Source organism: Pseudomonas sp. LBUM920, assembly GCF_003852315.1.
GTDB lineage: Bacteria > Pseudomonadota > Gammaproteobacteria > Pseudomonadales > Pseudomonadaceae > Aquipseudomonas.
In genome coordinates this window covers 6,161,701-6,186,407 of record NZ_CP027762.1, presented here as the reverse complement: position 1 = coordinate 6,186,407, position 24,707 = coordinate 6,161,701, and the positions used below count along the sequence as shown (strand labels likewise).

The following is a 24,707-nucleotide window of genomic DNA, read 5'->3' as shown; positions in this document are numbered from 1 at the left end:
ACGTTAGCCGCGACTGACCATGAGGTTTGGGCCCAGTACGGCGTCTTAGGGATTCTGGAGGATGTAGGCGGGCGCGGTAGAGTACAAGTCCCAAGACTGGGACTTGTGCTCTTGCGCAGTGATAACTGGTAACCCAAGGGGCCGAGTTGTTTTCTTCAGTGTTAATGGGCGTTATTGAAGATTGAATTCCGCCAGAGTGTTTTTTATTTTTTCGCGAAGTTGCAGCTCATCCAGTTCGTACTCATCGCGGTCACTCTCTGGGTTGTAGCAATCAGCCAATGAAAAAATGGTGGATGATGCCTCGTCGACTTTCTCTCCGTCAGTCGTTAGTAGACCCGCATCTCGCTCTCCTTTCCACATCGTCATGTATGAGGCGGCGAAGGTATCTGCATCTATTGCCGAGTTGACGAAATGCCTGGCGAATTCAATTAAGCTTTTGCTCATCTCAAATTTCCTTTCTCAACATAATTTATAAATTGTTGGGTGCCTGGCTCAATTTTCCATCCAGACAAAAAATTGCCATTTTTATCAAGTATTACGACATTATTAGTTTTAGGGTTGAAATATACCGATGAGCCATCTGCTAGTAGATAAGTTCCTTTTGGGACGGTTTCCTGGTCCTCCAGATGCCTATTAATGGCGTCCCTGAATTTGGTCAAGGTAGCACTGTTCTTCCTAGTATCATCAATGCCAAAGTCAGAAGCGTGTTTTAGATACTTTTTGTCCAGCTGTTTTCGGGTGAAACGGCCTGCGTCGAGCGATTCACTGAATACGAGATATACAGGCGCAATACCCGACCCCGCAGGAAACACATAAATTGCATCTCGTATATCCAGCGGGTCAACCGCTGGCAGCACTTCGGTCGTCGCCGTGATCGGTGTCAACGTAACACCTGAATAGACAGGCACATCCATTGGTTGGGCGGGGGATGTGGTCGAGCTGTTGCCGGGTGCCGCAATGGGAAACACCAGTGTTCGAGGTGGTGTGTCGGCTGAGGTGAAGGTGTAGGCGTTGAGCGAAGGGTCCAGTGTCAGCGCCCTTACGGGCACCTTTGCTGCAGCTCTATCGCCGACAGGGGTTGCGATCAGGGAGTACTGGGTGCGGTCTCCGTAAATACGATACGGCATATCCACAGTCCCGCCAGCGGCGGCGATTTCCGGTAGGTTGCCCGGCAGTTGCGGTGCCAATCCTGCGGCAGGAATGCTCATTGCCGTTGGGTAAAGGTCGCTGTTACCCAGTGCCGGTGAATACAGCAGTAAGCCAATGCCCACTCCTGTTGCCCGGTCCAGTACGGTTGCGGCAAGCCCTCTCAGGGCCTGGATCGCCGCTTGAATGGCTGTATCCAGCGTTAGCGAAGAGCCAGCCGTGATAGCAATTGAGCCTGCTGTGGTACTGAGTTGCGCACCTACCGGCAGCGCGGAAACCCTGAACGTGTTTGCCGCCCGGCGGGTCTGTGCCTGCGCTAAAAGTTGAGCTTGCTCGGCAGCTTCAGCAGCCTTGGCCTGTTCGACTTGAGCCGTCAGCCATGCGATCTGTTGTGTCAGGTACGTGATTTCATCATTCAGGAGTTTGGCAGCATAGGCGGCGTGTAAGGAGTTTTGCCAATTTTGGAAGTTTTTGTCTGGGTTGGCAAAAATCATGCTGTCGGAGATAGCTATTCTCATGAAGTCGCTGACGCGCCGGCTAAAGAAGTTGGAGCGGTAATAGCTGTTTGCAGTGGCTATCTGCGTTGTTATCGCTGCTGATTTTTCAGCAAGCAGTGTTTCTCTGATTGATCGTTCCTGATTTAACGCCTCGATAGCCGTTAAGGCAGAAGTCACCATCTTTTCCCTTAGGGCAGAAAGACTGTCATCTATGGATGTGGCCAGAGCCCCCAGGCTGGTTGAATAGAGTGTTTCTTGATTTCTTACTGCGGCCGCGACGAGCGGTGGAAACTTTTCCAGAATTTAGTTACGGGTTGCGGAACCGATTCTTCGTGCTTCTCGGCTGCCTGAGAAATCGTCATATCCACCTCCGTTATTTGGGCCAAATGTTTGCTCTCTATAAGCAGTTATCCTTGTTTCTCCAAGGAAAACAGTATCTCCGGGTCTATATGGCATTGATGCGTTCCCTCATTTGACGTGCCAGCACGAGCCATTCCATGCTCGTGTATATAAAGTTAGTTGTTCGCTCTTTAAGAGGTGAGCATCTGCACTCTAGTGCAGCCAAGTTGTGAATGCGTCGAGTAATTGTGTGGAGGCGTTTCTATTAACTTTCGTGCTTAGGCAGAGGCGGGGGAAGGGTTAGTGGATGAATGACCGGTTGCGTAAAGTCTTAGGGGGCAGAGGGCGCCGAACGCCACTCGCAATAGCAGCCCACGGCCAACGTATGGGTGGCATCGACCTCGCGCCCGGCCTCGAGGGCTTGCAGGATCGGTTCGATGAAGCTGTTGCTGGAATTGCACGTGAGCCCCTCGCTGTAGGGCCCGAAATACGCAAGTTTGCCGCTTCGATCCCAGATTCCGACGGCAGGCGTGGCCGGTATCTGCTCGGCACCGGACAGGGCGTGGAGGGTTTTCATTTTGCGCAGGTTGTCGGGCAGTTGGCCGTGGCTGCCGGCCTTTTGCAGGGCGTAGAACTCTACGCCTTGGGGCGCGTAGTGCTCGATCAACCCGCCCAGGTGTTGCTGGTTGCCGACATTGCACGGGCAGGCCGGGTCCCAGAAGTGCACCAGGCGGATCGGGCCGGGGCCTGAGAGTTCGGCGGGCAGGCGCAACGCGTCGCCGGAGAAGACCGCCGTGTGTTCGCTGAATGCACGCAGGTAGCGGCCCTGGAACCAGTCATACGCCGCCCACAGCACGCCGGCGCAGATGACCAGGATCAGGCTGGCGAACAGGGCGGAACGGTAGGGCTGTCGCATTCAGATCAATCCTCGAAGGTCGCGTAGCTTGCCATGCTTGTCCTGACAGATGAATATCACCGCTCGATATTCATCTTCACCGTCAGTCTGGAACCCTTTATGCCTGTGAGCTTTGACCCCGATCATCTGCGCGAAAGCTTGCGGCCACTTGTGGATGCGCAACCGCTCAGCGCCGAGGCGCGGGTCTACCAGCGTTTCTACGGGCTGGACCTGGCCGCGCGCAAGGTACCGGCGGCGAGCCGCCTGGGGCGTTTCGATGTGGATGGCTTCCAAGTGGTGGCGCAGGTGTGGTGGCCACCCCAGCCCGTGGCGACGATGTTCATGTTCCACGGCTTCTACGACCATATGGGACTGTACCGCCATGTGGTGGACTGGGCGCTGGACCAGGGCTGTGTGGTGATTGCCTGCGATCTGCCCGGCCATGGCCTGTCCAGCGGCGCGCGCGCCAGCATCGATGATTTTGCCGTGTATCAGAACGTGGTGCAGGCGCTGTTTGCCCAGGCCACGGCGCTGCAGCTGCCGCAGCCCTGGCATCTGTTCGGGCAAAGCACCGGCGGCGCAGTGGTGGTGGACCATGTGCTCCATCACGGCGCCGACAGCCCGGCGCAGGGCAAGACCTTCCTGCTGTCACCCTTGGTGCGTCCGCGTGCGTGGGGTTGGTCGCAAGTCAGCTATTACTTGCTGCGGCCCTTCGTCAAAGGCATCGCGCGGCGGTTCAGCGAGAACACCCACGACCCTGCGTTCAAACCGTTCCTGGAAGCTGACCCGCTGCAGCCGCGCCACTTGCCGACCGCCTGGGTGGGCGCACTGGCACGCTGGATCAAGCGCATCGAAGCCGCACCGCGCAGTTCGCGGCGGCCGGTGATTGTGCAGGGTGAGGAAGACATGACGGTGGACTGGCAGCACAACCTGCAAGTGCTGCGGGGCAAGTTTGATCAGCCTGAAGTGTTGATGATCCCGCGTGGCAGGCATCATTTGGCGAATGAGATTGCGGAGATTCGTGAGGAATACTTCCGTTATTTGACGGACCACCTGAAGTAACACCATCCAAATGTGGGAGCGGGCTTGCTCGCGAATGCGGAGTGTCAGTCAACTAATTTGCTAACTGACACACTGCATTCGCGAGCCAGCCCGCTCCCACATTGGTTACTGCGACAGGCTGGAAGTGCTCTGGCCGACGGCAAGTCCTGCGCGAATGGCTGCCAGCGCCGCCTTGTAATACGCCCGACCCTCCGGCGACTCCGCGAACGTGGCGAATTCCTCCAGCTCCGGATCAGACAAATCTCGATAGACATACAGCAGCGTGTTGTTCAGGTCGTTGCCGATCTGCTGCATCAGCCGCTCACGCTGACCATTCAACATGCCTTGAGCCTGACCGCCGCCCAACAGGCCCGGAATCATCTGGCTCAAGCTGTCGGCGGCCACACCTGCAATCGCCAGGCTGACTTCCGCACCGGCTTCACGGGCAGGCAGGGCCTGGGCCAGGTGGCCGATGATCAGGCTGCGAGTGGCATCGGCCTCGATGTGCGGCAGGCCTTGGGCGTTTTTCGCCAACTGGTCGCGGCGCGTGGCCAGCAACTCGGCGGCGACAATCTTGCGGCCCAATGGTGATTGGAAAAACGCCAGGGCGGGCTTCGGGTCCGCCAGGTTTTTGCGCAATTGCGCCTCGGCACGCTGGTCCACGGCCTGGGCGGCAAAGCGTTTATTGCTGTTGTCCACCAGTGCCTGGTACACCGCCGGCGGCAGGCTGTTGCGGTAGCGTTGCTGAGCGGCACTCAGAGCGTCATTGAAATGCGCACGCTGTTCAGCCCAGCCGGCGACCTTGTACAACTGGTCATGGCCGTCTGCCCAAGCGGGCAAAACGCAGAACATCAGCACGGAAAAAAACAAACGACGCATATGGACTCCTGTCAGTCGGCCACTATTGTCCGTGTCGGGCGTAGGATTTGTCGAGAAATCCTATCGGTCACCTGACTAAAGTGTATTCAGACGCTCGGCGGCTCTGTCGGATTCACAGGCGTATGGATACTATGCGCGCCATGCAAATACCCCTCGATCATCCCCTGCTGCAACGCATTGTCGACGACCTGGCCGAAAAAGGCTGGTCGCAGCAGAACGGCTTCCTGCCCCAGGCTCTGACCCTGGAACTGGCGGCTGAGTGCCGTAAACGTGCGGCTGAGGGGGAATTGGCACCCGCAGCTGTAGGACGCGGGCCGGCTCAGGAGATTCGCGAGGGCATTCGCGGTGATCATATTCAGTGGTTGGAAGAGGGTGATGCAGCGGTCTGCGAGACCTACATGGGCGTAATGGACAGCCTGCGGTCGGCCATGAACCGCGGGCTGTTCCTGGGCCTGGAAGATTTCGAAAGCCACTTTGCGATGTACCCGCCGGGTGCGTTTTACCTCAAGCATCTGGACCGTTTTCGCGACGATGACCGGCGCATGGTCTCGGCGGTGGTCTACTTGAACGACGCCTGGCTGCCCGAGCATGGCGGCCAGTTGCGCATGTACCTCAAGGGCGGCGTCGAATACGACGTGGTGCCCTCCGGCGGTAGCCTGGTGGTGTTCCTGTCCGGGGAGGTGCCCCACGAAGTCCTGCCCGCCACGCGCGAACGCCTGTCCCTGACCGGCTGGTTTCGCCGGCGGGGTAACGAGCCGTTTTAAACATGGAAAAGATTCTGATCAGTCGCTGCCTGCTCGGGCACAAAGTGCGCTACGACGGCGGCGCCAGCGGCCCGTTCGATCAATTGGCGGCGTGGCAGGCTGAAGGCCGTGTGGTTGCGATCTGCCCGGAAGTGTCTGGCGGTTTGCCGACGCCCCGGCCCTCTGCCGAGATCCCGGGCGGGCAGGGCATCGATGTGTGGGAGGGCCGTGCCCAGGTGCTGACCGCTGAAGGTGAAGACTTCAGCGCCGCCTTTCTCGATGGCGCCCGCCAAGCCCTGGCGCTGGTGCAACGCCACACTATCCGTGTCGCCGTTCTCAAGGCCAATAGCCCGTCCTGCGGCAACGTGCTGACCTATGACGGCACGTTCACTGGCGTAAAGGTCAGCGGCGAAGGCGTGACGGCGGCGTTGCTCAAGCGCCACGGGGTGTTGGTGTTCAGCGAGCTGGAGTTGCCTGAGGCAGCTGCGGCCTTGGCCCAACTCGCAACCCTCACCTGAATCAACATGTGGGAGCGGGCTTGCTCGCGAAGGCGGTATGTCGGTCACCGTTTCGGGTACTGACACTCCGTCTTCGCGGCCAAGCCCGCTCCCACTATTGATCTAGGGTGTCTTGAAGACCGGTGTGTCGCCTTCAAACCACTTCTGCGTCATCGCCTTCAAGCGACCATCCGCCTTCACCTGCTGCAGCGCCTTGTCCAGGCTATTTTTGAACGCCGGGTTGCCCTTTTGGAATGGAATGGCCAGCTCAGGTGTTTCCTTGTAGGGATCGCTGAAATCGAAACGATCCTGCAGCTCGGCAGTCATAGCGATATGGTTGATGGCTACGTCGTACTTGCCGGTTTCAACGCCTGGCAGCATGTCGGCGTCATCGGTGGTGATGAATGAGGGGCGTACATCCATTTCCTTCGCCAGCTGCTCGCCCAGTTCCACTTCAAAGCCGGTGAGCTTGTCGCCGTCCTTGAAGTTGAACGGCGGCGTGTTGGCCTCCAGGGCGATGCGCAGTTCGCCACGATCAAACACATCATCAATCAATTCGGCGTGAGCCAATGGGCTCAGAAGGGGCAGCAAAAGTACAAGGCCAGGCGAAAAGCGCATGGTCGCTCCTGATGAATTCGTCTACGCGAGGGGCCGTTCAGCATCGCTTTGCTATGGTGTTGAGTGCCTTGGACAGCAATTTGTCGCGAAGTTGTCATAACCCTACAGATTTCATAGAAAAACTGGAGAAGCGAATGAAAGCCTTTTTGTCCCGTGCCACCCTGGCCAGCGTTCTGCTGGGTGCTTCGATGTTGGCTACCGCTGCTGACGGTATCCCACGCAGCGCGCCGCCTGAAGGCGCCAAAGTCTTTATCGTGTCGCCAAAAGACGGCGCCACTGTCGATAAAACCTTCACCGTTAAATTCGGCATGGAAGGCCTGAAACTGGCCCCGGCCACCAGCCAGGACCCAGGCACCGGCCACCACCACCTGCTGATTGACCAGAAAGAGCTGCCTGACGCCAGCGTGCCGATCCCGGCCACCGACACCGTGATTCACTACGGCAAGGCCCAGACCGAAACCGAGCTGACCCTCACCCCTGGCAAGCACACCTTGCAGCTGGTAGCCGGCGACAAACTGCACATGCAGTTCAACCCGACTGTAGCCTCGAAAGTCATCACGGTTAACGTCAAGTAAGATTTGTTCAGATGTGAAAAAGGGAGCCCCGCGGGGCTCCCTTTTTTATGCTGCGTCGAAACCTTAGAACAACACGCGGCTACGAATCGTGCCGTTGATGTGCTGCAGCTTCTCTTGCGCCAGGTCCGAGTACTCGGCGTCGACGTCGATGACCACGTAGCCGACCTTCTCGTTGGTCTGCAGGAACTGACCGGAAATGTTGATGCCGTTTTCCGCGAAGACCTTGTTGATCTCCATCATCACGCCAGGGATGTTCTGGTGGATGTGCAGCAGACGGTGCTTGCCAGGGTGAGCGGGCAGCGCCACTTCCGGGAAGTTGACCGAGGACACCGAGGTGCCGTTGTCGCTGTACTTGACCAGCTTCTCCGACACTTCCAGGCCGATGTTGGCTTGGGCTTCAGCGGTGGAACCGCCGATGTGCGGGGTCAGGATCACGTTGTCCAGGCCACGCAGCGGGCTTTCGAAGATGTCATCGTTGGAGCGTGGCTCCACCGGGAACACGTCGATCGCGGCGCCGATCAGGTGCTTGTCCTTGATCGCGTCAGCCAGGGCGTCCAGCTCAACCACGGTGCCGCGTGCAGCGTTGATCAGGATGCCGCCTTTCTTGATGGCGCGGATTTCCTTCTCGCCGATCATCCACTGGGTCTCAGCGGTTTCCGGTACGTGCAGGGTGACGATGTCGGACATGCCCAGCAGCTCGGTCAGGCTCGACACCTGAGTGGCGTTGCCCAATGGCAGCTTGGTCAGGGTGTCGTAGAAGAACACCTGCATGCCCAGGCCTTCGGCCAGAACCGACAGTTGCGTGCCGATCGAGCCGTAACCGACGATACCCAGCTTCTTGCCGCGGATTTCGAAAGAGTTGGCCGCGCTTTTGATCCAGCCGCCACGGTGGCAGGAAGCGTTCTTCTCAGGGATGCCGCGCAGCAACAGGATGGCCTCGGCCAATACCAGCTCCGCAACGGAACGGGTGTTGGAGTACGGTGCGTTGAACACCGCGATGCCGCGCTCGCGCGCTGCGTTGAGGTCGACCTGGTTGGTGCCGATGCAGAAACAGCCGACAGCCACGAGTTTCTTGGCGTGGTCGAAGATCTCTTCGGTCAGCTGAGTGCGGGAGCGAATGCCGATAAAGTGCGCGTCGGCGATCTTTTCCTTTAACTGGGCTTCCGGCAGAGAACTGGTGATGTACTCAATGCTGGAGTACCCAGCGGCCTTCAGTACGTCGACAGCCGATGGGTGGACGCCTTCCAGAAGAAGGAACTTGATCTTGCTCTTATCGAGAGAAGTCTTGCTCATCTGCGTAAACCTGTATCCCGGAGAAAAATGGCAGGGAATCGAGCAGTTAGTGCCTTGAATCAGTGCACAAGAGCTGACCCGGACGGCAGGAAAGCCGTCACCGCAGAAACGCCCTTGGGCTCTGTCCTGCGGGGGCGGTATGCTAGCATACGTGCCCCGCTAAACACCCATTCCTGCGACGTGAAGCGTTCTCAGGATGACCATGAATTGTTCGAGAGTTCTGTCGATGACCCATCCTGCCCTGATTGATGAGCTGAAGACCCTGGTTGAGCCTGGCAAAGTGCTGACCGATGCAGACTCCCTGGAGGCTTACGGCAAGGATTGGACCAAGCACTTCGCACCCGCGCCTTGCGCCATTGTGTTTCCCAAGACCACCGAGCAGGTGCAAGCCATCGTGCGTTGGGCCAACGAGCACAAGGTTGCGCTGGTGCCTTCCGGCGGCCGCACAGGCCTGTCGGCTGCGGCGGTGGCGGCGAATGGCGAAGTGGTGGTGTCGTTTGACTACATGAACCAGATTCTCGAGGTGAACCTCACCGACCGCACCGCCGTGTGCCAGCCGGGCGTGGTCACCAAGCAATTGCAGAACGTCGCTGAAGAAAAGGGCCTTTATTACCCGGTGGATTTCGCGTCGTCCGGTTCGAGCCAGATTGGCGGCAATATCGGCACCAATGCCGGCGGGATCAAGGTCATTCGGTACGGCATGACCCGTAACTGGGTGGCCGGCATGAAAGTGGTCACCGGTAAAGGTGATGTGCTGGAACTGAACCGCGACCTGATCAAGAACGCCACCGGCTACGACATGCGCCAGCTGTTTATCGGCGCTGAAGGCACTTTGGGCTTTGTCGTCGAAGCCACCATGCGTCTGGACCGTGCGCCGAAAAACCTCACCGCCATGGTGCTTGGTACCACGGATTTCGACTCGATCATGCCGGTGCTGCACGCGTTCCAGAGCAAGCTGGACCTGACCGCCTTCGAATTCTTCTCCGACAAAGCCTTGGCCAAGGTCATGGGCCGTGGCGACGTGCCGGCACCGTTCGACACCGAGTGCCCGTTCTACGCGCTGCTGGAATTCGAAGCCACCACCGAAGAGGTGGCCAACCACGCCCTGGAAACCTTTGAGCATTGCGTCGAGCAGGGCTGGGTGCTGGACGGCGTGATGAGCCAGAGCGAAACCCAACTGCACAACCTGTGGAAGCTGCGCGAGTACATCTCCGAGACCATTTCCCACTGGACGCCCTACAAGAACGACATCTCGGTGACTGTCTCCAAGGTGCCGGCGTTCTTGAAGGAAATCGACGCGATCGTCGGCGAACACTATCCGGACTTCGAAATCGTCTGGTTCGGCCACATTGGCGACGGCAACCTGCACCTGAACATCCTCAAGCCGGAAAACCTGAGCAAGGACGAGTTTTTCGCCAAGTGCGCGACCGTCAACAAGTGGGTGTTCGAAACCGTCGAGAAGTACAACGGCTCGATCTCCGCCGAACACGGCGTGGGCATGACCAAGCGCGATTACCTGACGTACAGCCGCTCGCCGGTTGAAATCGAATACATGAAGGCAGTCAAAGCGGTGTTCGACCCTAACGGGATCATGAACCCTGGCAAGATTTTCGCTGTTTAATCGCCCCTGTAGGAGTCGTTTCATGAGCTACCAGCACAAGTACGTCGACGGCACCAACATCCACTTTCCCCTGGGTAAAGTGGTGTGCATCGGGCGTAACTACGCCGAACATGCCAAGGAACTGGACAACCCGGTGCCCACCGAACCGTTGCTGTTCATCAAGCCGGGCAGCTGCGTGGTCGCGCTGGAAGGCGGCTTCGCCATCCCTACCGAACGCGGTTCGGTGCACTACGAGGCGGAAATCGCGGTGTTGATCGGCAAGCCCCTGTCGAACAAACCCAGCCGTGAAGAAGTGCTGGACGCCATCTCCGGCTTCGCGCCGGCCCTGGATTTGACCCTGCGCGACAAACAGGCCGAGCTCAAAGCCAAAGGCCTGCCGTGGGAAATCGCCAAGTCGTTCGATGGCGCGGCAGTGATTGCACCGTTCGTGGTCGGCAGCACCTTTGCGGACGTGACCGATATCGGTATTCGCCTGACCATCAACGGCGAAGTGCGCCAGGACGGCAACAGCTCGCAGATGCTCAACCCGATTATCCCGATGATCCAGCACATGGCTGGCTGCTTCTCGCTGCAGGCCGGTGACGTGATTCTCACGGGCACCCCGGCGGGCGTAGGTCCGTTGAACGTGGGTGACGAGCTGGTGCTGGAGTTGACGGGTGTGAGCCGTTTCGAAAGCAGCGTTCGCTGACTCCTGGCCAAGCGCAGTAAAAAATGTGGCAGCGGGCTTGCTCGCGAACGCGGTGTACCAGTCAATACATTCGGTGACTGACACTGCTAATTCGCGAGCAAGCCCGCTCCCACATTGGATCTTCATACATTCTGAATCCCTGCTTTTGCATTTTTTTCACACGCCATCCGGATAATCCACACCCTCCTGCGCGCGGGCCCGCTGATCCTGTGCTATCACCTAACGCTGACTTTCCGGAAAAGCGCTCAATGGCCGTGACTTTGCCCTCCGCTGCACCCAAGCCCCGTTCACGCTTTGCCCTGCGCTGGTATTCCTGGCTGTTCCTCGCCGGGGCGATTGTGTATGGCGTTGCCTGGCTCATGCATTGGGATGATCGTGGCGTACTGTGGGTGGCGGAACGCTTTGAGACGCCGGCTGAGCAGCAAGCCAGCGTCTGGCTGCCGGACTACCATGCGGTCATTGACGGCAAGTTGCTGCCCGGCATGGAGAAGGATGAGGCTTCGGATCTTTCCTACAATCCGCAGACCAAAACCCTGTTTTCCGTGATGGGCAAAAACCCGTTCCTGGTTGAGTTGAGCCTGCAAGGCGATGTGCTGCGCAAGATGCCACTCAACGGCTGGAACAACCCGGAAGGCCTGACGATGATGGAGAACGGCCTGATGGCCATTGTCGATGAGCGCATGCACACGCTCACCGTGGTGAAAGTCGATGCCGGCACCCAGCAACTGAATATCGCTGACTTCAAGAGCTACGACCTGGGCCCGTCCAAGGATCAGAACAAAGCCTTCGAAGGCATCACTTGGGACAAACGCAATCAACAGCTCGTGCTGGGCGAGGAGCGCCCACCGGCGCTGTTTACCTGGAAAAGTGATGGCGCCACGCTGACAGGCGACAAGCAAAAACTCGCCAGCACCGAGCTGGACATGCGCAACCTGTCGGCCCTTGCCGTGGACCCGCGTACCGGCCACTTGCTGGCATTGTCGGCCGACTCCCACCTGTTGCTGGAGCTGGATGAAAAGGGCGAGCAAGTCAGCTTCATGACCTTGCTCGGCGGCTTCAACGGCCTCAAGCGCACCATTCCGCGTGCCGAAGGCGTGACCATGGACGAGCGCGGCACCTTGTACATGGTCAGTGAGCCGAACCTGTTCTACCGTTTCGAAAAACAAAAATAACCCACCATTACGTCGGGCATTTCTCCAATAGCGGCATTCGCCAGACATCCGGCAGCGTTTAAGTTTAAATTCAGACAGGCGTGATATTCATTCGCCACTTTTTGACTTCGAGCTGCCCTGATGCGTCGATTCGCCCGCCCCAAACCCGCGTTTTTTACTGTGCTGCTGATCGCCCTGGTGGCCGCCGGTGTGGTCGCACAGCAATTGCGTCTGTTCGAGCGCGCATGGTTTAACTGGCAGGCCTGGCGCCAGCCGGCCGATGAGCGCTCCATCGGCCTGGCCGATTATCGCGTCAGCCTGGAAGCCAAGGTGATCGAAGGCCTCGACGATGATGTCTCGGCCCTCACCTATGACCCGGTGCGCAAAAGCCTGTTTACCGTCACCAATAAAAACGCCGAGCTGGTCGAGCTGTCCCTGGACGGCAAGATTTTGCGGCGCATTCCACTGGTGGGTTTTGGCGATGCCGAGGCCGTGGAGTTCATCAGCGATAACATCTACGTGATCAGCGATGAGCATCAGCAGCGGCTGATCAAAGTGCATGTGAACGACGACACCCAGTTCCTCGACGCCGCCGATGCGGAGCAGATGACATTGGGTTTACACATGGGCGGCAACAAGGGTTTCGAGGGCCTGGCGTACGATTCGGTCGGCAAGCGCCTGTTTGTGGCCAAGGAACGTGACCCGATGCTGATTTACGAGGTGCACGGTTTCCCTCATTTCAAGCCGGAAAAAACCTACTCGGTGCACGTCATCAATAACCCCAAGCGCGATGCCGGACTGTTTGTACGCGATCTGTCGAGTTTGCAATACGACGAGCGCAGCGGCCATCTGCTGGCGCTGTCGGATGAGTCGTTTCTGGTGCTGGAGCTGGACATCGACGGTCGCCCGCTCAGCAGCCTTTCTCTGCTCAACGGGCGCCATGGCCTGCAAAAACGTGTGCCTCAGGCTGAGGGCATCGCCATGGACGACGAAGGCAGCTTGTACCTCGTCAGCGAGCCGAACCTGTTTTACGTGTTCAAGAAACCCTGATCAAAACATCCACTGCACACCCAGCGAATAGCCGGTCTGGCTGCCTTCGGCATGCCCCAGGCGGCTGTTTACCTCGGCGTAAACGCCCAGTTGCGGGGTGATCGCCAGCTGGCTGCCGACTTGGGCGCGGCCAAAGCTTTTGTCCACGGCGCCCAGTTTGGCGGTGCGCGCCCGGCCGTCGGCGCGGGCGGTCAATTGCAAGTCGTCGAGGCGCCCATCAGCCAATTCCTTGACCCAGGCGATGTCGCCGTAAGGCAGCAGGCTCAAACCATAGGGCAGGGCGACGGCACCGCGCACGCGCCAACCGAAGCTGGCTTCCAGGGAGTCGAAAGATTGCTCCTGGTACTCAAGCGCCGTGCGCAGGTTTTGTTTTTCGTGAAATTTATCGATGCGCGAGTGGCTGTAATCCAGACCGGCAAACGGACCGCTCTTGACCGCGCCGACGTCGAAGTCATAGCCGCCCAGGACACGCGCGCCCAAGGACAATGCGTCGGTGTTGCCGCTCAGTTGCTGATTGAGCAAGACCGGGCCGCCATTGGCCTGGATCAACAAGTTGCGCTTGGCATCAAAGCGCGTACGACCGACTTTCAGGTCGCCGGCCAGCCAGCTCGGCCCGCCGTCGTTGAGCAAGGCGTAGGCCGCGGCCTGCCAGGTGTCGCTGTCGAGTTTGCCGCGGTGCTCTAGTTTGTCGCGACCGTTGAGGTAGCTCAGGCTGGCGCCAATGTTCAGGCTGGGCGTGAGTTGGTAGTCGCCGAGCGCATGCACGCCCAAACGCCGCGCCTCAGGGTTGAGCGGGCTGTCGAAGCCGCTGTTCGGGGTGTATTCACCGTCCACGCCAACCTCGCCGTCAAAGCTGCCAACCTCGCGACTGACTGCTTGCAAGCTCAGCCAGCGGCGATCATGCAGGCGCACCATGGCTTGGTGCTGGCGCTGTAGGTTGTCCTGCATGTTGCGTGCAACGGCGCCGCCGGAGGCAGTCGAGGCCATCAGGTCGGCGTTGGTCAGCTCCAGCACCAGGCGGCTGAGCAGGCGCGAATAGTCGCGCAGGCGCTGGTCGATGCGCGCCTGGCCGAAGGCGTCGGTGAGCACGGCTTTGTTGTCCTCGGCCGGGTCATGCCAGGTCGAGCCACCCGGAATTTTCGGGTTGTTGGTTTGGGTGTAGCCGTCCAGGTCGCCCAGCTCCCAGTGGGTGGCTTCGATATACAGAATCGGGATTTTCAGCGGCTCGAACGGCTCGCCATCGCTGCAACAGCCGGTGCCCTTGGGGTATTGCGGGTCCAGGCCAGGGTTGGTGAACAGGGGGATGTTCAATTCCTTGGCGATCTGGAAAGTGTGTTCGCGCAGCGAGGCCAGGGCGGGGTTGGCCGTGCTGTTCTGGCCGGCGTGGGCGTACATCATGTCGCCGGTGATCAGGCTGTCGAGGTTGATCATTGCCAGCATGTTCGCGCGCTGGCTGGCGCTGAGTGAGTCGACAAACGCCTTGGAGCCGCGCAGGCCTTCCTCTTCCGCGCCGAAGCCGACGATTTGCAGGCCGTTTTCCAGTTGCAGACCGCCGAGGTTCTTCGCCACTTCGGTCAGCACGCTGGCGCCGGAGCCATTGTCGTCCAGGCCTTGCAGGGTCGGGCGGCCGAAGTAGGTGTCAAAATGCGCGCCAATCACCACGTACCGCGGCGTGGTGCCGGCGGCGTAGGCCACCACGTTTTGCGAGGCGCGAGTGCCGTTGTTCCAGGTGAAGTTCTGGCGACTGAGGCTATAGGCCGAGCCCATCTGGCTTTGCATCCAATCTGCTGCGCCGGCGAAATTGGCGGTGCCGCGATACCGGCCGGGGTAATCGTTGATCAGCTTTTCCAGGGTGGTGTTGGCGTGCTGGCCGTAATCGTAGGCCTGGGTATGTGTCGACAGCAGGCTGCCGACCACGCTGATCGCGAGGGCTAGGGGCTTTATCACAAGGTCGTCCTTGAGGTGATGGGGAAGGTCAAGCCCAGACCCATTGCACAATGCGCGCCTCATTCCTTGAGCGACTGCAAAGTGGCGCATTGTTAAACGCGTGAGTCGCCTGGCTGTAATTTGTAACGGATTTGATACTGAGTGAGGTGTGAGATACCGCGAGGTGGCGCACGATGTTGGCGAGGGGATGCAGCGAAAAGTAGCGTTTTTGTTACATAACTATCGAGGCCAGCCCATAGCAAATGTGGGAGCGGGCTTGCTCGCGAAGACGGTGTGTCAGGCCACTGATCCAGCGACTGACGCAGCGCATTCGCGAGCAAGCCCGCTCCCACACAAACCCGGCTCCCACAGGGGGATTCGCGGTTTTTAAGCCTTCAGGGTTTTCACGCCTTCAGAAGTGCCCAGCAGCAACACATCAGCCGGACGCGCGGCGAACAACCCATTGGTCACCACGCCGACGATCGCATTGATCTGCGTCTCCAGCTCCACCGGGTTGGTGATCTGCATGTTGAACACATCAATGATGATATTGCCGTTGTCGGTCAACACGCCTTCGCGGTACACCGGGTCGCCGCCCAGCTTCACCAGCTCGCGAGCTACGTGGCTGCGGGCCATCGGGATGACTTCCACTGGCAGTGGGAATGCGCCGAGTACCGCCACCAGCTTGCTGGCGTCGGCGATGCAGATAAAGGTCTTGGCCACGGCCGCGACGATCTTCTCGCGGGTCAAGGCTGCGCCACCGCCTTTGATCAGGTTCAGGTGTTCGTCGCTTTCATCGGCGCCGTCGACGTAGAACTCCAGGTCGCTCACGGTGTTGAGCTCGTACACCGGAATGCCATGGCCCTTGAGGCGTGCGGCGGTGGCTTCGGAACTGGCCACGGCGCCGTCAAATGCACCTTTGTGCTGGGCCAGTGCATCGATAAAGCAGTTGGCGGTGGAGCCGGTGCCGACACCGACGATGCTCTTGTCGTCGAGTTTAGGAAGGATTAAATCGACGGCGGCCTGGGCCACTGCCTGTTTGAGTTGATCCTGGGTCATGCGGGCTCCGGAACGGGCGGGGAGTTATCGAGGGCGGCGAGTATAACCCAACAAAACCTCGGTATTCGTGTGGTCGCCCGGCCAAAAGCCGGGTTAGACTCCTTGGCCCTGCCCAACCTGCTCAGTGATTCCCGCCGATGCTTGAACAGTACGTCAAAAAGATCCTCACCTCGCGCGTTTACGACGTTGCCGTAGAAACCCCCTTGCAGACCGCGCGCCAGCTCTCCGAGCGGCTGGGCAACACGGTCTGGCTCAAGCGTGAAGACTTGCAGCCGGTGTTCTCGTTCAAGATTCGCGGCGCCTACAACAAGCTGACCCAACTGAGCAGCGAGGAACGTGCGCGCGGCGTGGTCACCGCGTCTGCCGGCAACCACGCCCAGGGCCTGGCCCTGGCGGCGAAGGTGCTGGGGGTCAAGGCCACCATCGTGATGCCCAAGACCACCCCGGAAATCAAAGTGGAAGGCGTGCGCTCGCGTGGCGGCAAAGTGGTGCTGCACGGAGATTCTTTCCCGGAAGCGCTGGCGTATTCGCTGAAACTGGTCGACGAAAAAGGCTACGTTTACATTCACCCCTACGATGATCCGCACACCATTGCCGGGCAGGGCACCGTGGCGATGGAGATTCTGCGTCAGCACCCTGGGCCGCTGGACGCGATTTTCGTACCGGTGGGCGGCGGCGGACTGATCGCCGGTATCGCGGCGTACGTGAAATACCTGCGCCCTGAAATCAAGATCATCGGTGTCGAACCGGATGACTCCAACTGCCTGCAGGCCGCCATGGCGGCGGGCGAGCGTGTGGTGCTGCCAACCGTCGGCATCTTCGCCGATGGCGTGGCGGTGGCGCAGATCGGCCAGCACACCTTCGATATCTGCAAAGACTATGTGGACGAAGTGATCACCGTCAGCACCGATGAAATCTGCGCGGCGATCAAGGACATCTACGACGACACGCGCTCCATCACCGAGCCTGCTGGCGCACTTGGCGTGGCGGGTATCAAGAAATACGTGGAAACGCGGGGCATCACCGGTCAAACCCTGGTGGCCATCGACTCCGGCGCCAACGTCAACTTCGACCGCTTGCGCCACGTGGCCGAGCGCGCCGAGCTGGGTGAAGGCCGCGAAGCCATCATCGCCGTGACCATTCCCGAGCAGCCGGGCAGCTTCAAGGCGTTCTGTGAGGCTGTGGGCAAGCGCCAGATCACCGAATTCAACTACCGTTATCACTCCGGCCGGGAGGCGCACATCTTCGTCGGCGTGCAGACGCACCCGGAAAACGACCCGCGCAGCGCGCTGATCGCCAGCCTCACCAGTCAGGGTTTCCCGGTGCTGGACCTGACCGAGAACGAGCTGGCCAAGTTGCATATCCGCCACATGGTCGGCGGGCACGCGGCCAAGGTCAGCGATGAGCTGGTGTTCCGTTTCGAGTTCCCGGAGCGTCCGGGCGCGCTGTTCAACTTTCTTAACAAACTGGGCGGGCGCTGGAACATCTCGATGTTCCACTATCGCAACCATGGCGCGGCCGATGGCCGTGTGGTCGCGGGCCTGCAAGTGCCGGCGGACGAGCGCCATCTGGTGCCGGCGGCCTTGGCGCAAATCGGCTACCCGTACTGGGATGAAAGCGAAAACCCGGCCTACCAGCTGTTCCTCGGTTAAGCGACTACGCTGACTGAGCGGCCTTCAAGGAATCAAGACCATGGAAACGCTGACCACCCTCAAGGTGATCCACATCACCGCCACTGTGTTACTGCTGCTCAGCGGCCTGGGCCTGGCGGTACTGGCCTGGCGCAAACGCAGCGCCGGTCCGACCGCTACCGTGCAACGCCCGTGGGCGTTTGTGTGGTTGCTGATGGGGGTGTGCATGGTCAGTATGCCGTTTACCGGTTGGTGGCTGGCGCACCTGATCGGCTGGCCGCTGGGGCAAACCTGGATTCTGGGCTCCAGCATCCTCTACACCGTGGCGGCGCTGGCCTGGTTCTGGCTGGTGGCGCGGCTTAATCGCCTGCGTAAAGGCGAGGGCGGTAGCCTGAATTTCACGTTGGTGCTGGCGGTGGTCAGCCTGGTGGGGTTTGTGGCGATTGCCGGGTTGATGGGCGCCAAGCCGGTTTAAGGCTTTAAACCGCGTCGGCTGCATCGGGGGCAAGCCCCCTCCCACACTCGACCGCATTCCAAAGGATCTACTCGGTTAAAGGTGGGAGGGGGCTTGCCCCCGATAGGGCCATCAGCTACGCAGCGTGATTACCGGCCAGCCTCGCTTCTGGGCCTCAGCCCGCAAATTCGGATCCGGGTCCACCGCCACCGGGTGGGTCACTTGCTCCAGCAACGGCAAATCATTCATCGAGTCGCTATAGAAGTAGCTGTCTTCCAGGCTATAGCCGGTCTCTTCCAGCCAACGATTCAAACGTGTCACCTTGCCTTCTCGGAAGCACGGCACGTCGGTGCTGCGCCCGGTATAGCGGCCATTTTCTATCTCGCACTCAGTGGCGATCAGGGTTTCAACGCCCAGGCGTGCGGCAATCGGCGCGGTGACGAAGCGGTTGGTGGCGGTGATGATCACCAGCTTGTCGCCCGCAGCGCGGTGCTTGGCCAGCAGTTCCATGGCCTTGGGCAGCATGATCGGCTCGATGCAGTCGCGCATGTAGTCGTTGTGCCACTCGTTCAACTGGGCCATCTCGGTGCGGCCGAGGATTTCCAGGCAGAAGTTCAGGTACTCGGCGTTATCCAGCGTGCCGGCCAGGTAGTCCTGGTAAAACTCGTCGTTGCGGGCCTTGTAGGCCACCGCGTCGAGAATCCCGCGTTCGCAGAGGTAATCGCCCCAGGCGTGATCGCTGTCACCGCCCAGAAGCGTGTTGTCCAAGTCGAATAAAGCCAGGCGCATTGCAGTTACTCGCTGAAAAGTCTGTAAAAAGGCGTCCAGAATACGGTCTTTTCACAAGAGTGCACATAAGGTAAGAAGCCTCGTTGCCGCTGGAACAACGTTTGTGGAACAATGCGGTGACATGCGTTTGCGAGGTTGTTGCCGTGATCGACCCCGATGGTTTCCGTCCTAATGTCGGGATTATTCTTACGAATGATGCCGGACAGGTGCTATGGGCTCGCCGAATCAACCAAGATGCCTGGCAGTTTCCTCAAGGCGGAATCAACCCCGACGAAACCCCTGAAGACGCCTTGTACCGTGAGTTGAATGAAGAAGTCGGCCTTGAGCGCGAAGATGTGCAAATTCTGGCCTGTACCCGTGGCTGGTTGCGCTATCGTTTGCCGCAACGCCTGGTGCGTACCCACAGCCAACCGCTGTGCATCGGCCAGAAGCAGAAATGGTTTCTCCTGCGCCTGATCTCCAACGAGCAGCGGGTGCGGATGGATTTGACCGGTAAACCGGAGTTCGATGGCTGGCGTTGGGTCAGTTATTGGTACCCGTTGGGCCAGGTGGTGACATTCAAGCGCGAGGTTTATCGTCGCGCTCTCAAAGAGCTTGCCCCGCGCCTTTTAGCGCGCGACTGACGACGGAGTTCGACCCCGAGCCATGCTCAATACGCTGCGCAAGATCGTCCAGGAAGTTAACTCCGCCAAGGATCTCAAGGCGGCGTTGGGGATTATTGTGTTGCGCGTCAAGGAAGCCATGGGCAGCCAGGTCTGCTCGGTTTACCTGCTGGACCCCGAGACCAACCGTTTTGTGCTGATGGCCACCGAGGGCCTGAACAAGCGCTCCATCGGCAAGGTCAGCATGGCGCCCAATGAAGGTCTGGTGGGCCTGGTGGGGACGCGTGAAGAACCCCTGAACCTTGAAAACGCGGCCGATCACCCGCGTTACCGCTACTTTGCCGAAACCGGCGAAGAGCGCTACGCCTCGTTCCTCGGCGCACCGATCATTCACCACCGCCGCGTTGTCGGCGTGTTGGTCATCCAGCAAAAAGAACGCCGCCAGTTCGACGAAGGTGAAGAAGCCTTCCTCGTGACCATGAGCGCGCAGCTCGCCGGGGTTATTGCCCACGCCGAGGCGACGGGCTCGATTCGCGGCCTGGGCCGTCAGGGCAAGGGCATCCAGGAAGCCAAGTTCGTCGGCGTGCCGGGTTCGCCGGGGGCTGCCGTCGGTACGGCGGTGGTCATGCTGCCACCGGCCGACCTCGATGTGGTGCCGGACAAGACCGTCCACGACATCGACGCCGAAATCAAACTGTTCAAGACCGCCCTGGAAGGCGTGCGCGCCGACATGCGCAACCTGTCGACCAAACTGGCCACGCAACTGCGCCCCGAAGAGCGCGCGCTGTTCGACGTGTACCAGATGATGCTCGACGACGCGTCGCTGGGTAATGAAGTCAAAACCGTGATCAAGACCGGTCAGTGGGCCCAGGGCGCGCTGCGCCAAGTGGTCACCGATCACGTCAACCGTTTCGAGTTGATGGACGACGCCTACCTGCGCGAGCGTGCCTCGGATGTGCGTGACCTTGGTCGCCGTCTGCTGGCCTACCTGCAGGAAGACCGCACCACCAACCTGGTCTACCCCGACAACACCATCCTGATCAGTGAAGAGCTGACCGCCACCATGCTCGGCGAAGTGCCGGAAGGCAAACTGGTGGGCCTGGTCTCGGTTCTGGGTTCAGGTAACTCCCACGTCGCGATCCTGGCCCGGGCCATGGGTATTCCGACGGTCATGGGCCTGGTGGACCTGCCGTATTCCAAGGTTGACGGCATCGACATGATCGTCGACGGCCATCGCGGCGAAGTTTTTACCAACCCCAGCGAGCTGTTGCGCAAGCAATACGCCGAAGTGGTGGAGGAAGAGAAACAACTTGCGCTGGGCCTCGATTCGCTGCGCGAACTGCCGTGCGTGACCCTAGACGGCCACCGCGTGCCGCTGCTGGTCAACACCGGCCTGCTCGCCGATGTGGCCCGCGCGCAACAGCGCGGCGCCGAAGGGGTAGGGCTGTACCGCACCGAAGTGCCGTTCATGATCAACCAACGGTTCCCGAGCGAGAAGGAGCAGCTGGCGATTTATCGCGAGCAACTGTCTGCCTTCCACCCGTTGCCGGTGACGATGCGCAGCCTGGACATCGGCGGCGATAAGTCACTGTCTTACTTCCCGATCAAGGAAGACAACCCCTTCCTTGGCTGGCGCGGCATTCGCGTGACCCTCGACCATCCTGAAATTTTCCTCGTGCAGACCCGCGCCATGCTCAAGGCCAGCGAAGGCCTGAACAACCTGCGCATCCTGTTGCCGATGATCTCCGGCACCCATGAGCTGGAAGAGGCTCTGCATTTGATTCACCGCGCCTGGGGCGAAGTACGCGACGAAGGTGCCGACGTGCCGATGCCGCCGATTGGCGTGATGATCGAAATTCCAGCGGCGGTGTACCAGGCTAAAGAGCTGGCGCGGCAGGTGGACTTCCTTTCGGTCGGCTCCAACGACTTGACCCAGTACTTGCTGGCCGTGGACCGCAACAACCCACGGGTGGCCGACCTCTACGACTACCTGCATCCGGCGGTGTTGCAAGCCTTGCAACATGTGGTGCGCGACGCCCATGCCGAAGGCAAGCCTGTGAGCATCTGCGGTGAAATGGCCGGCGACCCGGCCGCAGCGGTGCTGTTGATGGCGATGGGCTTTGACAGCCTGTCGATGAACGCCACCAACTTGCCGAAGGTGAAGTGGATGTTGCGCCAGGTTGAGCTGAGCATGGCCAAGGATTTGCTGGCCGAGCTGATGACCATCGACAACCCGCAAGTTATCCACAGCTCGCTGCAGTTGGCGCTGAAGAACCTGGGGCTGACGCGGATGATCAACCCGGCCTCGGCGAAAACCCTCTAGACCGAGGCGCGGCCATCGCAGGCAAGCCAGCTCCCACAGGGGAATGTATTCCAACTGTGGGAGCTGGCTTGCCTGCGATGGTGCCAGTCCAGTCACCGCTAAATGTTGAGTTCGACTTCACCCAGTCGGCCACCCAGCGGCCCGAAGCTACGCTCCACCATCCGCCGTGACCCATCCGCATTCACAATCAACGCCGTACTCGCCCGGGTCCCATAACTGGGACTGGCAATAAACACACTCGACAATAAACTCTCGGTCGCCAACCCCACGCCGGTGTCCGGCAAGTCGGCAAACGGCGCGGTCTGCGGGTCGCTCAGTATGTCCAGCAAAGCCTGCGGCTGCGGATTTTCCAATAATTCGCCAAATGCCGCCTTGGCCTTGACCAGCTTTGGCCATGGCGTATCCAGCCCGGCGTTGGATAACCCATAAACCCCGGCCTTCAGTTGTGTCGGCGTAGTCTCATTGGCGTTGTAATGCCACAGCTCATTCTGCGTACCCACTAACAGGTTAAACCCCGCGTATTCAATCGAACGGCCGTTAACGTCGGCCAAGTAGTCGTCAATTGACAGTGAACCGGCGAGGAATCGCGCCACCAGTTCCCCGCGCGACTTACGTGACGGCGGCTGGTGCGGGTCGCGGATATTGGTCAGGGCCGCAAAGCGCCCCTCGGCGCTGACCCCAAGCCAGGTGCCACCGGCTTCCTGGTCGCGGCCGGCGTAAATGTGCGGCGCATCCGGCCACTGGGCCAGCGGCAGGCTGGGGCGAGCGTAGAACTCATCACGGTTGGCCGCGACGATCAGCGGATGGGCGTGGCCCGGTCGCCAGGCGAAAACAATCAGGCACATAAGGCGTTCCCCTTTGTGTTTTGCTCCACTCTACCCAGACAAACGCGGGCGTTCCATCGTATCGAAGTTGGGCCGCACGCCTTCCATCCGTTAACATGCGGGGCTATTGGGCGCGTGTGAACTTCTTAATTTGAAATAGCGGCTGTAACGCAGGCTTAATCGCACACCGGCATGGTCCGGTGCGCCATGACTAATGATTTAACGAGGAGTCGCAATGCTGCCTTACCCGCAGATCAACCCGGTGGCCGTGGCCATCGGTCCGCTGCAAATCCACTGGTACGGGTTGATGTACCTGATCGGCATCGGCGGTGCCTGGCTGCTGGCTTCCCGGCGCCTGAACCGTTTCGACCCGACCTGGACCAAGGAGAAGCTCTCCGACATGGTGTTCTGGATGTCGATGGGCGTAATCGTCGGCGGGCGTCTGGGGTATGTGCTGTTTTACGACCTGCCAGCCTATATCGCCAACCCGACGCTGATTTTTGAGGTGTGGAAGGGCGGCATGGCGTTCCACGGCGGCTTTGTCGGCGTGATGATCGCCGCGTGGTGGTTCGGCCGCCGTAACGGCAAGTCGTTCTTCCAGCTGATGGACTTCGTCGCGCCGTTCGTGCCGATTGGCCTGGGTGCCGGGCGGATCGGTAACTTCATCAACGCCGAGTTGTGGGGCAAGCCGACCGACGTGCCGTGGGCCATGGTGTTCCCGCCATTCAGCGACCCGGCGCAGTTGCCGCGCCATCCGTCGCAGCTCTACCAGTTCGCCCTGGAAGGTGTGGCACTGTTCCTGATTCTGTACATCTTCTCGCGCAAGCCACGCCCAACCATGGCCGTGTCGGGGATGTTCGCGCTGTTCTACGGGATCTTCCGCTTTATCGTCGAGTTCGTGCGCGTGCCGGATGCACAGCTGGGCTACCTGGCGTGGGGCTGGTTGACCATGGGGCAGATTCTCAGCATGCCGATGATTCTGGCGGGCCTGGGCCTGCTGTGGTGGGCTTACAACCGTCCGCAGGGCATCAAGAGCGCCGCGCTTTAAATTCGAATGCCGAGGCTTTTGCAGAGCCTCGGCTTCTACGCTACGGGTACTTACATGAAGCAATATCTCGAACTACTGAACGACGTCGTGACCAATGGATTGACCAAGGGCGATCGCACCGGCACCGGCACCAAAGCCGTGTTTGCCCGTCAGTATCGGCATAACTTGGCCGACGGCTTCCCGCTGCTGACCACCAAGAAGCTTCACTTCAAAAGCATCGCCAATGAATTGATCTGGATGTTGAGTGGCAACACCAACATCAAGTGGCTGAACGAAAACGGCGTGAAAATCTGGGACGAGTGGGCCACCGAAGACGGTGACCTGGGCCCGGTGTACGGCGAGCAGTGGACCGCCTGGCCGACCAAGGACGGCGGCAAGATCAACCAGATCGACTACATGGTCGACACGTTGAAGAACAACCCCAACAGCCGTCGCATCCTGTTCCACGGCTGGAACGTCGAATACCTGCCGGACGAAACCAAGAGCCCGCAGGAAAACGCGCGCAACGGCAAGCAAGCGCTGCCGCCGTGCCACCTGCTGTATCAGGCGTTTGTGCATGACGGCCATCTGTCGATGCAGTTGTACATCCGCAGCTCCGACGTCTTCCTCGGCCTGCCATACAACACCGCCGCGCTGGCGTTGCTGACCCACATGCTGGCCCAGCAATGCGACCTGATCCCGCACGAGATCATCGTCACCACTGGCGACACCCACGCGTACAGCAACCACATGGAACAAATCCGCACCCAGCTGGCGCGTACGCCGAAGAAGCTGCCGGAGCTGGTGATCAAGCGCAAACCGGCGTCGATCTACGACTACAAGTTCGAAGACTTTGAAATCGTCGGCTACGACGCGGACCCAAGCATCAAGGCTGACGTGGCCATCTAAAGACTGTCTTGGTCTTAATGGATGGGCTTGTGTGGGAGGGGGCTTGCCCCCGATGGCAGTCTGTCAGTCGCCCACCGGGTGACTGAACCACCGCTATTGGGGGCAAGCCCCCTCCCACATTGGGTCGGTG

The 24,707-nt window shown here is 59.8% G+C and carries 24 protein-coding genes; 14 read left to right on the top strand and 10 right to left on the bottom strand.

From position 1 onward, the window contains the following. Nucleotides 1-171: 171 nt before the first annotated feature. From C4J83_RS28800 to C4J83_RS28790, 3 genes are all read right to left on the bottom strand, one after another. Nucleotides 172-444 (bottom strand): colicin immunity domain-containing protein, encoded by a 273-nt coding sequence (locus C4J83_RS28800; protein ID WP_119737366.1) that lies wholly within the window; start codon nucleotides 442-444, stop codon nucleotides 172-174. Then, nucleotides 441-1,820, bottom strand: coding sequence for an S-type pyocin domain-containing protein (locus tag C4J83_RS28795; RefSeq protein WP_164487964.1), 1,380 nt, complete (start codon nucleotides 1,818-1,820; stop codon nucleotides 441-443). Before C4J83_RS28795 ends, C4J83_RS28800 begins: the two co-directional genes overlap by 4 nt. A 493-nt stretch (nucleotides 1,821-2,313) precedes the next feature. Continuing rightward, a complete protein-coding gene (locus C4J83_RS28790; RefSeq protein ID WP_119737369.1) occupies nucleotides 2,314-2,898 on the bottom strand; it encodes a DUF6436 domain-containing protein in 585 nt (194 codons plus the stop codon). A gap of 99 nt (nucleotides 2,899-2,997) precedes the next feature. Between C4J83_RS28790 and bipL the strand changes: the two genes are divergently transcribed. Further along, nucleotides 2,998-3,939, top strand: coding sequence for a phospholipase BipL (gene bipL / locus C4J83_RS28785; RefSeq protein ID WP_124418922.1), 942 nt, complete (start codon nucleotides 2,998-3,000; stop codon nucleotides 3,937-3,939). Nucleotides 3,940-4,044: 105 nt separating this feature from the next. On the opposite strand, the gene C4J83_RS28780 is transcribed toward bipL, so the two are convergent. Further along, on the bottom strand, nucleotides 4,045-4,797 hold the full coding sequence (locus C4J83_RS28780) for a DUF2059 domain-containing protein (protein ID WP_106575734.1): 753 nt from the start codon (nucleotides 4,795-4,797) through the stop codon (nucleotides 4,045-4,047). Nucleotides 4,798-4,928: 131 nt separating this feature from the next. Between C4J83_RS28780 and C4J83_RS28775 the strand changes: the two genes are divergently transcribed. Beyond that, complete coding sequence (locus tag C4J83_RS28775) at nucleotides 4,929-5,561, top strand: 2OG-Fe(II) oxygenase (protein WP_124418921.1); 633 nt, start codon at nucleotides 4,929-4,931, stop codon at nucleotides 5,559-5,561. Nucleotides 5,562-5,563: 2 nt separating this feature from the next. Beyond that, complete coding sequence (locus tag C4J83_RS28770) at nucleotides 5,564-6,058, top strand: 2-thiouracil desulfurase family protein (protein WP_124418692.1); 495 nt, start codon at nucleotides 5,564-5,566, stop codon at nucleotides 6,056-6,058. A 102-nt stretch (nucleotides 6,059-6,160) separates the two neighbouring features. Here the strand turns inward: C4J83_RS28770 and C4J83_RS28765 are convergent, their stop codons facing one another. Next, a complete protein-coding gene (locus C4J83_RS28765) occupies nucleotides 6,161-6,655 on the bottom strand; it encodes a transporter substrate-binding domain-containing protein (RefSeq protein ID WP_124418691.1) in 495 nt (164 codons plus the stop codon). A 134-nt stretch (nucleotides 6,656-6,789) separates the two neighbouring features. Here C4J83_RS28765 and C4J83_RS28760 point away from each other — a divergent pair, with 134 nt between their 5' ends. Continuing rightward, nucleotides 6,790-7,230: a DUF4399 domain-containing protein gene (locus tag C4J83_RS28760; protein WP_106575730.1), complete on the top strand. Its 441-nt coding sequence runs from the start codon at nucleotides 6,790-6,792 to the stop codon at nucleotides 7,228-7,230. A gap of 63 nt (nucleotides 7,231-7,293) precedes the next feature. Here C4J83_RS28760 and serA read toward each other — a convergent pair whose 3' ends face one another. Beyond that, nucleotides 7,294-8,523, bottom strand: coding sequence for a phosphoglycerate dehydrogenase (serA, locus tag C4J83_RS28755; protein WP_010167810.1), 1,230 nt, complete (start codon nucleotides 8,521-8,523; stop codon nucleotides 7,294-7,296). A gap of 226 nt (nucleotides 8,524-8,749) precedes the next feature. Here serA and C4J83_RS28745 point away from each other — a divergent pair, with 226 nt between their 5' ends. From C4J83_RS28745 to C4J83_RS28730, 4 genes are all read left to right on the top strand, one after another. After that, nucleotides 8,750-10,144, top strand: a complete 1,395-nt coding sequence (locus tag C4J83_RS28745; RefSeq protein WP_106575729.1) for an FAD-binding oxidoreductase — start codon at nucleotides 8,750-8,752, stop codon at nucleotides 10,142-10,144. A gap of 22 nt (nucleotides 10,145-10,166) precedes the next feature. Further along, nucleotides 10,167-10,832 carry a fumarylacetoacetate hydrolase family protein gene (locus tag C4J83_RS28740; protein ID WP_124418690.1) on the top strand — a complete coding sequence of 222 codons (666 nt, stop codon included), beginning with the start codon at nucleotides 10,167-10,169 and terminating at the stop codon, nucleotides 10,830-10,832. 248 nt (nucleotides 10,833-11,080) lie between these two features. Beyond that, a complete protein-coding gene (locus C4J83_RS28735; protein ID WP_106575727.1) occupies nucleotides 11,081-12,004 on the top strand; it encodes an SdiA-regulated domain-containing protein in 924 nt (307 codons plus the stop codon). A 120-nt stretch (nucleotides 12,005-12,124) separates the two neighbouring features. Beyond that, nucleotides 12,125-13,033, top strand: coding sequence for an SdiA-regulated domain-containing protein (locus tag C4J83_RS28730; RefSeq protein ID WP_106575726.1), 909 nt, complete (start codon nucleotides 12,125-12,127; stop codon nucleotides 13,031-13,033). Here C4J83_RS28730 and C4J83_RS28725 read toward each other — a convergent pair whose 3' ends face one another. Further along, a complete protein-coding gene (locus C4J83_RS28725) occupies nucleotides 13,034-14,980 on the bottom strand; it encodes an autotransporter domain-containing protein (protein ID WP_124418689.1) in 1,947 nt (648 codons plus the stop codon). Nucleotides 14,981-15,346: 366 nt separating this feature from the next. Next, nucleotides 15,347-16,018: a ribose-5-phosphate isomerase RpiA gene (gene rpiA, locus C4J83_RS28720; RefSeq protein ID WP_119737384.1), complete on the bottom strand. Its 672-nt coding sequence runs from the start codon at nucleotides 16,016-16,018 to the stop codon at nucleotides 15,347-15,349. Between the two features lie 137 nt (nucleotides 16,019-16,155). Here rpiA and ilvA point away from each other — a divergent pair, with 137 nt between their 5' ends. Beyond that, the gene (gene ilvA, locus C4J83_RS28715; RefSeq protein ID WP_124418688.1) at nucleotides 16,156-17,670 is read left to right on the top strand and encodes a threonine ammonia-lyase, biosynthetic; all 1,515 of its coding nucleotides are present in this window, start codon (nucleotides 16,156-16,158) and stop codon (nucleotides 17,668-17,670) included. Nucleotides 17,671-17,710: 40 nt separating this feature from the next. Continuing rightward, on the top strand, nucleotides 17,711-18,124 hold the full coding sequence (locus C4J83_RS28710) for a DUF2269 family protein (RefSeq protein ID WP_124418687.1): 414 nt from the start codon (nucleotides 17,711-17,713) through the stop codon (nucleotides 18,122-18,124). 111 nt (nucleotides 18,125-18,235) lie between these two features. Here the strand turns inward: C4J83_RS28710 and C4J83_RS28705 are convergent, their stop codons facing one another. Beyond that, a complete protein-coding gene (locus C4J83_RS28705; RefSeq protein ID WP_124418686.1) occupies nucleotides 18,236-18,892 on the bottom strand; it encodes a histidinol-phosphatase in 657 nt (218 codons plus the stop codon). Nucleotides 18,893-19,035: 143 nt separating this feature from the next. On the opposite strand from C4J83_RS28705, the gene C4J83_RS28700 reads away from it, so the two are divergent. Then, nucleotides 19,036-19,515 carry an RNA pyrophosphohydrolase gene (locus tag C4J83_RS28700; protein WP_003176750.1) on the top strand — a complete coding sequence of 160 codons (480 nt, stop codon included), beginning with the start codon at nucleotides 19,036-19,038 and terminating at the stop codon, nucleotides 19,513-19,515. A 22-nt stretch (nucleotides 19,516-19,537) separates the two neighbouring features. Beyond that, nucleotides 19,538-21,817 (top strand): phosphoenolpyruvate--protein phosphotransferase, encoded by a 2,280-nt coding sequence (ptsP, locus tag C4J83_RS28695; RefSeq protein ID WP_056857662.1) that lies wholly within the window; start codon nucleotides 19,538-19,540, stop codon nucleotides 21,815-21,817. 98 nt (nucleotides 21,818-21,915) lie between these two features. Here ptsP and C4J83_RS28690 read toward each other — a convergent pair whose 3' ends face one another. Continuing rightward, nucleotides 21,916-22,662: an NRDE family protein gene (locus tag C4J83_RS28690; protein ID WP_124418685.1), complete on the bottom strand. Its 747-nt coding sequence runs from the start codon at nucleotides 22,660-22,662 to the stop codon at nucleotides 21,916-21,918. Between the two features lie 214 nt (nucleotides 22,663-22,876). Between C4J83_RS28690 and lgt the strand changes: the two genes are divergently transcribed. Beyond that, nucleotides 22,877-23,689, top strand: a complete 813-nt coding sequence (gene lgt, locus C4J83_RS28685) for a prolipoprotein diacylglyceryl transferase (RefSeq protein WP_124418684.1) — start codon at nucleotides 22,877-22,879, stop codon at nucleotides 23,687-23,689. Between the two features lie 54 nt (nucleotides 23,690-23,743). After that, nucleotides 23,744-24,577, top strand: a complete 834-nt coding sequence (locus C4J83_RS28680) for a thymidylate synthase (RefSeq protein ID WP_106575719.1) — start codon at nucleotides 23,744-23,746, stop codon at nucleotides 24,575-24,577. Nucleotides 24,578-24,707: the final 130 nt, after the last annotated feature.

Bases quoted from the DNA above. Each gene is read 5' to 3' on its own strand.
- C4J83_RS28800 (WP_119737366.1), bottom strand. From the start codon at position 444: ATGAGCAAAAGCTTAATTGAATTCGCCAGGCATTTCGTCAACTCGGCA.
- C4J83_RS28790 (WP_119737369.1), bottom strand. From the start codon at position 2,898: ATGCGACAGCCCTACCGTTCCGCCCTGTTCGCCAGCCTGATCCTGGTC.
- bipL (WP_124418922.1), top strand. From the start codon at position 2,998: ATGCCTGTGAGCTTTGACCCCGATCATCTGCGCGAAAGCTTGCGGCCA.
- C4J83_RS28780 (WP_106575734.1), bottom strand. From the start codon at position 4,797: ATGCGTCGTTTGTTTTTTTCCGTGCTGATGTTCTGCGTTTTGCCCGCT.
- C4J83_RS28775 (WP_124418921.1), top strand. From the start codon at position 4,929: ATGCGCGCCATGCAAATACCCCTCGATCATCCCCTGCTGCAACGCATT.
- C4J83_RS28770 (WP_124418692.1), top strand. From the start codon at position 5,564: ATGGAAAAGATTCTGATCAGTCGCTGCCTGCTCGGGCACAAAGTGCGC.
- C4J83_RS28765 (WP_124418691.1), bottom strand. From the start codon at position 6,655: ATGCGCTTTTCGCCTGGCCTTGTACTTTTGCTGCCCCTTCTGAGCCCA.
- C4J83_RS28760 (WP_106575730.1), top strand. From the start codon at position 6,790: ATGAAAGCCTTTTTGTCCCGTGCCACCCTGGCCAGCGTTCTGCTGGGT.
- serA (WP_010167810.1), bottom strand. From the start codon at position 8,523: ATGAGCAAGACTTCTCTCGATAAGAGCAAGATCAAGTTCCTTCTTCTG.
- C4J83_RS28745 (WP_106575729.1), top strand. From the start codon at position 8,750: ATGACCCATCCTGCCCTGATTGATGAGCTGAAGACCCTGGTTGAGCCT.
- C4J83_RS28740 (WP_124418690.1), top strand. From the start codon at position 10,167: ATGAGCTACCAGCACAAGTACGTCGACGGCACCAACATCCACTTTCCC.
- C4J83_RS28735 (WP_106575727.1), top strand. From the start codon at position 11,081: ATGGCCGTGACTTTGCCCTCCGCTGCACCCAAGCCCCGTTCACGCTTT.
- C4J83_RS28730 (WP_106575726.1), top strand. From the start codon at position 12,125: ATGCGTCGATTCGCCCGCCCCAAACCCGCGTTTTTTACTGTGCTGCTG.
- rpiA (WP_119737384.1), bottom strand. From the start codon at position 16,018: ATGACCCAGGATCAACTCAAACAGGCAGTGGCCCAGGCCGCCGTCGAT.
- ilvA (WP_124418688.1), top strand. From the start codon at position 16,156: ATGCTTGAACAGTACGTCAAAAAGATCCTCACCTCGCGCGTTTACGAC.
- C4J83_RS28710 (WP_124418687.1), top strand. From the start codon at position 17,711: ATGGAAACGCTGACCACCCTCAAGGTGATCCACATCACCGCCACTGTG.
- C4J83_RS28705 (WP_124418686.1), bottom strand. From the start codon at position 18,892: ATGCGCCTGGCTTTATTCGACTTGGACAACACGCTTCTGGGCGGTGAC.
- ptsP (WP_056857662.1), top strand. From the start codon at position 19,538: ATGCTCAATACGCTGCGCAAGATCGTCCAGGAAGTTAACTCCGCCAAG.
- C4J83_RS28690 (WP_124418685.1), bottom strand. From the start codon at position 22,662: ATGTGCCTGATTGTTTTCGCCTGGCGACCGGGCCACGCCCATCCGCTG.
- lgt (WP_124418684.1), top strand. From the start codon at position 22,877: ATGCTGCCTTACCCGCAGATCAACCCGGTGGCCGTGGCCATCGGTCCG.
- C4J83_RS28680 (WP_106575719.1), top strand. From the start codon at position 23,744: ATGAAGCAATATCTCGAACTACTGAACGACGTCGTGACCAATGGATTG.